Genomic DNA, 7,693 nt, shown 5'->3' on the forward strand with positions numbered 1-7,693 from the left:
AGCTATTTCATATGGATTAGTCATTTATTTTTGATTGCGAGATTTACATGCTATATTTCAACTTGTTTTATTTTCATAATACAATTAATAAATGATTATTTTTCATAAAATAAAAGCTCAGCTTTTTCATTAAAACAATGAATATACTGAGCTTTTATAAATTCATTTCATGCAAAAATGAATATCTATTTGATTAATTTTATTATTCAAATTTTAGAGGGTCTCCGTCAAAAGATTCCTCTTCAATTTTAATAGAATCTGTAGGACAACCTTCTAAAGCATCTTCCATGTCTTCATATAATTCTTCTGGTACTTCCGCAGTACCTTGGTTATCATCTAGTATAACGTATGCGATACCTTCATCGTCGTAATCATATATATCAGGAGCAGCAGCACCGCAAGCACCACATGCAATGCATGTATCCATATCCACAATTGTATATTTAGCCAAACTCTTCGCCTCCTTTAACAAACATGCTACACTAATAACACAATTAGTATTGTAGTTACTGTTTAAAATTTTATCAAATGTTTTTGTTTTATAAAATGAGGGAGCACACATGTATAATTTAATTCGCTTTACACGAATGCAAGCACATAATTACAAAACAGAAAAAAGCATATATAATATTATCACAGGCAAAAAATCCCATCAAACCTTTTTTGACGCCTGTAGCCAACAACTATTATCATTGTATCATAGCTTACCAAACTTAAAATATCCATCATTTGTTGGATATATTCAAAATGAACAACTGGATGTTGATGGTACGCGATTGATTCGTACACATCCAAGGTATACATATGATAGTTTATTAAACACCTTTAAGGCACTTCAATTATTAACCCAAACAATTTCGAATATTTCACATGATTCATTACATTTTGTGCCTATTACACACAACAATACAATTCAACATAGAGTTAAAAAAGTATATAACAGCGCTAAAAATAAGAATATATCTTGCAAATTAAATGAAGAATTAAATCTTCTTTTCTCTTCAATTTCTGAAAAAAATAGTAAAACGTATTTGCACTATTATTTACAAGGTTATAAAGAAAGTATGTATACAAGACAACAAGTCAGCTTAATAGAAAATATTTCGCAACAACAATTGTTCGAACTAGAAATGAATGATTTAGTAATCATGATGTTTGAATTGGAAAATGCGATTAAATATCCTATTTTAAATCAATTAATTATTTTACCAACGTTGCTTTTTAAAACAGAGGAAACTTACATAGGTATTAAAAAAGGTCTCAGCTTTAACGAATTAGCTAAGACACAAAATGTAAAATCAAACACAATTGAAGATCATATTCTAGAATTATTTATAAAAGGGTACCTTTCACAATATGATGAATTTATAAATGATAATTCATATATGCAGTTTCTAAGTTACTATGTAGAAAATCGCAGCGAAAGATTAAGAAATTACAAAGAGAAATTTCCAAAATTAAATTACTTTGAAATTAAACTATTAATCATCGGTGTTGAAAGAGGTGATTTAAATGTTACATCATGAATTAAAAAAATGGTTTGGCTTTGATACATTTAAGCCTGGACAACAGGAAATTATAAAGCATGTATTAAATGATGAAAATACATTGGGTATATTGCCGACTGGTAGTGGAAAAAGTTTATGTTATCAATTACCAACCTATATCAAACAAAAACCCACTCTCATCATCTCACCGTTAATATCCTTAATGGATGATCAAGTTATGCAATTAAAACTACAAGGCGAGCATTACGTTTCATGCATACATTCCGGATTAGATGAAAATGAAAAAAAACAAAATTTACAATACTTAAAGCATAGTCGTTTTATATTTTTAAGTCCCGAATTTATGTTGCAACCACATAATTTTAAACTTATACAACATCTAGATTTAGGTTTAATCGTTTTAGATGAAGCCCACTGCTTATCTGAATGGGGTTATGATTTCAGACCACACTATGCACTTGTAGGGAAAATCATCAATTATTTTCCTAAAGCCAATATACTTGCTTTGACTGCTACAGCACCACCTTATTTAACATATGATTTAAATCACATGTTAAATAAAACATTTACTGTTGTGAAAACAACGACGAATAGAGAAAATATTACATTATCACACATAAATTTCGAAAATGATCATGAAAAGTTAAAATGGTTACTTCCAACGTTAGAACAATCAGGTCCAACTATTATCTATGTTTCATCAAAAAAAATGTGCCTAACTTTAGCAAAAGCAATTTATCAATATGGTTTTTTAACAGGGATATACCATGGTGACTTAACCTATCAGGAAAGGCATACTGTACAGCATCAATTTATAAATAATGAAATACCAATTATTGTTGCAACAAGTGCTTTTGGAATGGGGATAAATAAAAAAGATATACGAACCATCATACATTTTCATCTAGCCACAAGTCCATCAAGTTATATGCAAGAAATTGGTCGTGCAGGACGTGATGGCTACTCTAGCCAAGCCATCAGTCTTTACCAACCAGATGATAGTTATCTATTAGAAACCTTATTGTTTGCAGATATAATTACTGAAGAAGATGTGAACACATTTGAATTAGGTATGTTTTTACCACCTGAAAAAAATGAAATATTAGAGGTTCTAAGTAGAAATTTTAAAATTGAACAATTGCGTACTATTTTCAAAACAGCATTTGAAAGAAAACAACGCGGTTATTATCGAATGTTAGGTTATAAAAATTTAGACCAATGTCGTAGGTCATATATGGTAGAGTTTTTCGGTGAAAATCTATCAACAAAACCAACACAGTGCTGTGATAATGACACAGAATTAAAACCAATTAATATTATTAATAGAAAAAAAGTAAAAAGAAAAATGGATTTTAAAGAAAAATTACGAAATATATTCAAATAAAAGATAAATACTTTACTTCACTTTTTCAATCAAGCTATAATACTAGATATACGCTAAATTTTTATTTGTTTTTCATATAAAATTAATACATATATACTGGCTTTTAGGGTAAAACAGTATATACTAAAATTAAATGATGGAAGGATGATGAATTTGTCTAATAATAATTTCAAAGATGATTTTGAGAAAAATCGTCAATCTATTGATCCAAAAGAACATCGAGATGATGTACAGGATTCTGTTAACGATTCCGTTGACAATGTAAAAGAGGAAGTTTCTGATAAACAAGACGAACAATTCCCTCCAAGAAATGCCCAAAGAAGACAACGTAGAAGAGATACGGCAACACATCAAAATGAAGGAAATGAATCACCTGTTGATGAGAAAAATGATACATCAAGTCAACAAGACAGTGAACAACAACAGGAAACACATTCATCATCCAAGACGGATGCGGATGAAACCAATAAAAATCAAGACCCTTCAGAAAATAACAATATTAATCAAAATAGAAGTGAAAAAGATCATGACATTTCTGAAGATAACCAATCTGAAGATAAAAATGATAAGAAAAAAGGCGCTGCCGTAGCTGGCGGAGCAGCCGCAGCTGGTGCAGGTGCATATGCCGCAAAAAAACACCATGACAAGAAAGATGATTCTGATCATGCTAAAGATAACAATGCATCCTCAGACGATAACGAAAAAAGTGATGCTGCTACAAGCGTAGGTGCTAATAATAAAAATCAACATACTGAAGAAGCTAATTCTGAAAAAAGTAATGATTCAAAAGACAACAAGAAAAAAGGCGCTGCCGTAGCTGGTGGAGCAGCCGCAGCTGGTGCAGGTGCCGCTGGAGCAAGTGCTGCGCATTCGAATGGAAATGGCTCCGGTGGAAATAATGGTAACGGTAATCACAACAACGATCCAAATGATGATAACAACAATAACAAGAAAAAAGGCGGATTATTTGGAAAAATATTACCAATCGTAGCAGCAATTTTAATTTTAGCAGCAATCGGAATTTTTGCTGGTATGGCATTAACTGGCAACAATGATGATAGTAGTAATAACGACGATAAAAAGGTAGCGGACAACAAAGATAAAAAATCTGACTCAGATTCAGACAAGGACAGCAAGAAAGATTCAGACAAAAACAAAGACGATGATAGTGATAAAGCAAATACAAATAATGACGATAACGCTGAATCAGATAGTAATGATAATTCAAACCAAAGCGATTCTAATTCTGACGATGCAGCTACTAGCGATCAAAATCAAGCTACTGAATCTGACCAAAATAACCAAAGTGATCAAAATGCACAGAACAGTCAAAATAATCAATCACAACAAAATGATCAATCACAGCAAAATAATCAAGCTACGAATCAAGGTAATGATTCAGCAAACCAAGGTCAAGCAACTAACAGCCAAAACAATCAATCTTCAAACAACAATTCAGGACAACGAACACATACTGTAAATGGTCAAAATCTATACAGAATAGCCATCCAATACTATGGAAGCGGATCTCCTGAAAATGTAGAAAAAATCAGAAAAGCAAATGGATTACAAGGTAATGATATTCATAACGGACAACAATTAGTTATTCCTCAATAAAACATTCATCTTTTACAAGTAAAATGAAGCTTGATTATCGAGCCTGTTCCTATAAAAGGACTAATCCATAACCTGATATGCTCCCTACAAAGTAGACACTTAAAAAAGTAAACTTTGTAGGGAGCTTTTATATGAATTAGTCATTTTTGTAAACAAATTTTCAAAATCTATCACTTGGTTTTTTTAAATCTACTGGTATAATAAATGGGTGGTTAAAGGAGGACAAATACTATGCAAACAGTAGAAAGTATAATCATCGGCGGTGGACCATGTGGTTTAAGTGCCGCTATTGAACAAAAGAAAAAAGGGATTGATACATTAGTAATTGAAAAAGGAAATGTTGTGGATGCTATTTATAACTATCCAACACATCAAACATTCTTTTCTTCAAGTGATAAATTAAGTATTGGCGACATTCCATTTATTGTCGAAGAAAGCAAACCACGTCGTAATCAAGCATTAGTGTATTATAGAGAAGTTGTTAAACATCATCAACTGCGTATCAATGCTTTCGAAGAAGTCCTTACTGTTAAAAAAATTAATAATCGTTTTACACTCACTACTACGAAAGATGTTTATCAGTGTCGATTTCTAACCGTAGCTACTGGTTATTATGGTCAACATAATACTTTAGAAGTAGAAGGTGCAGAATTACCAAAAGTAAAACATTACTTCAAAGAAGCACACCCTTATTTTGATCAAAATGTTGTCATCATTGGTGGCAAAAACTCAGCAGTTGATGCAGCATTGGAATTAGAAAAGGCTGGTGCACATGTCACAGTTATCTATCGTGGTTCTGACTATCCAAAAGCAGTTAAACCATGGATTTTACCTAATTTTGAGTCATTAGTGAAACACGAAAAAATAAACATGGCCTTTAACGCTGAAGTCACAAAAATTACTGAAGATAGTGTTATTTATGAGCAAGATGGAGAAATAATTGAGATTCCTAATGATTACATTTTTGCAATGATTGGTTATCATCCGGACTATAATTTCTTAGAATCAATTGGAATTGAAATCAATGAAAATGAATATGGGACAGCACCAGTTCATAACAAAGAAACTTACGAAACAAATGTAGAAAATTGTTATATCGCCGGCGTGATTGCTGCAGGTAATGATGCAAATACGATTTTTATTGAAAATGGTAAGTATCATGGTGGCATTATCACTCAAAATATTTTATCTAAAAAGCAAACGCCTTTAGAGTCATAATATAAAAAAGAGCTGGATAAGTGATTATTATTTTAGAATACTTTCAATATTCTTAAGATAAAACGTTACTTATCACAACTCTTTTTTTTATAATTGAGCTTCAAAATACTTTTTTAATTGTGCTTTAGTTAAATGATTACTTAAGCCGATTAACAATTTCAGTCTCGCTTTTTGTCCATTTAATCCATTAGAGAAAATAACTCCTTTTTGTTCTAATGTTGCACCGCCACCTTCATAAGCATAAATAGGACCGACAATACCATTAAACGATCTAGATACAAGTATAACTGGAATATTGTTATTTAAACATTGATTCAACCCTTCTAAACATGTAGGTGGCAAATTGCCTTGACCTAGCGCTTCTATTATAATCCCATCAACTTGCTTTTTACTGTAAAAAGCAAGCACATCGCTATTCATTCCCATATACGCTTTCACGAGTGGGATATTTAAAGATTGATTGATATCAGTCAATACTAAATGCCCAAATGGTTTATGATGAAACTGTACACTTTGTTTTGTAATCACACCTAAGGGACCATGATTCGGACTTTGAAATGTATTCGTATTAGAAGTGTGCGTTTTCGTTACATTTCTAGCTGTATGAATCTCATCGTTAAAAACGACCATAACACCCATATTTAATGATTCATCACTAATTGCAACTCTAATTGCTGATAAAAAATTATATAAACCATCTGCACCAATTTCATTGGAAGAACGCATCGCACCCGTGATTACAATTGGTTTTGAGGTGTCTATTGTTAAATCTAATAAATAAGCTGTTTCCTCTAGTGTATCAGTACCATGTGTAATCACATAACCATCATAATCATCTTGATCCTCAGATTGATTTATAATTTGTTTTAAAGTTTCCACATACGCAATATTCATGTGTGGAGATGGTACATTAAAAGGTGTTATTTCAGTTACATCAGCATATTGATTAATAATATTTTGATGATTAGAAATTGGATTGTCTTTATTTGTAACAACTTTGTTCGATTCATCTTGTGACATGCTAATCGTGCCGCCAGTATGTATGACAAGAAGTTTTTTCATGTGTGCATTCCTCCTATTTATAAAATACATATTTATGATAAAATATTAATTATAAAACAACAAGGAAGGGTTACTAAAATGAAACCAATAAATATCGCACTTGATGGACCTGCAGCTGCAGGTAAGAGTACAATAGCAAAACTTGTGGCAGCCAAGTTATCTATGGTGTATGTAGATACTGGTGCAATGTATCGTGCTATAACATATAAATATTTACAATTAAATAAAACAGAAAATTTTTCTGAACTTGTCGAATCAACTGAACTTTCATTAACTTATGACGAAGAAAAAGGACAAAGAGTCATTTTAGACAATCAAGATGTGACAGATTATTTAAGAGAAAATGATGTGACAAATCATGTTTCTTATGTATCTTCAAAAGAATCAGTGCGCTCATTTGCCGTTGAAAAGCAACAAGAGTTGGCACAGCAAAAAGGCATTGTAATGGATGGTAGAGACATTGGTACGGTTGTGTTGCCAGATGCTGATTTAAAAATATATATGATTGCCTCTGTTGAAGAACGTGCTTTACGTCGTCAAAAAGATAACGAACTAAGAGATATACAATCAACAGTAGAACAATTAAAAAAAGAAATAGCCGAACGCGATCACTATGATATGAATAGAGAAATATCTCCTTTGAAAAAAGCAGATGATGCAATAACTATTGATACTACCGGTATGAGTATCGAAGAAGTTACTGATAAAATTTTGACATTAGTAGAAGATATCTAAAGTCATAAAATCATATTATCTATTGATTTTTTTTTGTAGTCCTTTTGTTAAAATTATGTAAAAAAGTTATAAAATATCAAAATCAGGGTATATTATTGTAGTAGGTTTTTAAAACTGGTACTACATATAAGTCAATGTAAATTGCTATTGATATTAAAACTATTATCTA

General features: G+C 31.4%; 7 protein-coding genes. 5 read left to right on the forward strand and 2 right to left on the reverse strand.

Annotated features, from left to right (window positions below):
- Positions 1-202: 202 nt before the first annotated feature.
- A complete protein-coding gene (locus CD150_RS09175) occupies positions 203-451 on the reverse strand; it encodes a ferredoxin (RefSeq protein ID WP_019468351.1) in 249 nt (82 codons plus the stop codon).
- Between the two features lie 109 nt (positions 452-560).
- On the opposite strand from CD150_RS09175, the gene CD150_RS09180 reads away from it, so the two are divergent.
- The 4 genes from CD150_RS09180 (at position 561) to ypdA (ending at position 5,727) form a co-directional block, all read left to right on the forward strand.
- Positions 561-1,526 carry a helix-turn-helix domain-containing protein gene (locus CD150_RS09180; RefSeq protein ID WP_073342019.1) on the forward strand — a complete coding sequence of 322 codons (966 nt, stop codon included), beginning with the start codon at positions 561-563 and terminating at the stop codon, positions 1,524-1,526.
- A complete protein-coding gene (locus CD150_RS09185) occupies positions 1,513-2,892 on the forward strand; it encodes a RecQ family ATP-dependent DNA helicase (protein WP_073342021.1) in 1,380 nt (459 codons plus the stop codon). The genes CD150_RS09180 and CD150_RS09185 overlap by 14 nt, the downstream gene beginning before the upstream one ends.
- 147 nt (positions 2,893-3,039) lie before the next feature.
- Positions 3,040-4,509 carry a LysM peptidoglycan-binding domain-containing protein gene (locus CD150_RS09190; RefSeq protein WP_307723951.1) on the forward strand — a complete coding sequence of 490 codons (1,470 nt, stop codon included), beginning with the start codon at positions 3,040-3,042 and terminating at the stop codon, positions 4,507-4,509.
- A gap of 231 nt (positions 4,510-4,740) precedes the next feature.
- On the forward strand, positions 4,741-5,727 hold the full coding sequence (gene ypdA / locus CD150_RS09195; protein WP_073342027.1) for a bacillithiol disulfide reductase YpdA: 987 nt from the start codon (positions 4,741-4,743) through the stop codon (positions 5,725-5,727).
- An 87-nt stretch (positions 5,728-5,814) separates the two neighbouring features.
- Here the strand turns inward: ypdA and CD150_RS09200 are convergent, their stop codons facing one another.
- Positions 5,815-6,789 (reverse strand): asparaginase, encoded by a 975-nt coding sequence (locus CD150_RS09200; RefSeq protein ID WP_073342030.1) that lies wholly within the window; start codon positions 6,787-6,789, stop codon positions 5,815-5,817.
- A 78-nt stretch (positions 6,790-6,867) separates the two neighbouring features.
- Here CD150_RS09200 and cmk point away from each other — a divergent pair, with 78 nt between their 5' ends.
- Positions 6,868-7,524: a (d)CMP kinase gene (gene cmk / locus CD150_RS09205; protein ID WP_073342033.1), complete on the forward strand. Its 657-nt coding sequence runs from the start codon at positions 6,868-6,870 to the stop codon at positions 7,522-7,524.
- Positions 7,525-7,693: the final 169 nt, after the last annotated feature.

Origin of the sequence: Staphylococcus ureilyticus, assembly GCF_002902235.1 — a bacterium.
Taxonomy (GTDB): domain Bacteria; phylum Bacillota; class Bacilli; order Staphylococcales; family Staphylococcaceae; genus Staphylococcus; species Staphylococcus ureilyticus.

Excerpts from the sequence above, each read along its gene's own strand:
- CD150_RS09180 (WP_073342019.1), top strand. The coding sequence starts at position 561 with ATGTATAATTTAATTCGCTTTACACGAATGCAAGCACATAATTACAAA.
- CD150_RS09185 (WP_073342021.1), top strand. The coding sequence starts at position 1,513 with ATGTTACATCATGAATTAAAAAAATGGTTTGGCTTTGATACATTTAAG.
- CD150_RS09190 (WP_307723951.1), top strand. The coding sequence starts at position 3,040 with ATGAATTTGTCTAATAATAATTTCAAAGATGATTTTGAGAAAAATCGT.
- ypdA (WP_073342027.1), top strand. The coding sequence starts at position 4,741 with ATGCAAACAGTAGAAAGTATAATCATCGGCGGTGGACCATGTGGTTTA.
- CD150_RS09200 (WP_073342030.1), bottom strand. The coding sequence starts at position 6,789 with ATGAAAAAACTTCTTGTCATACATACTGGCGGCACGATTAGCATGTCA.
- cmk (WP_073342033.1), top strand. The coding sequence starts at position 6,868 with ATGAAACCAATAAATATCGCACTTGATGGACCTGCAGCTGCAGGTAAG.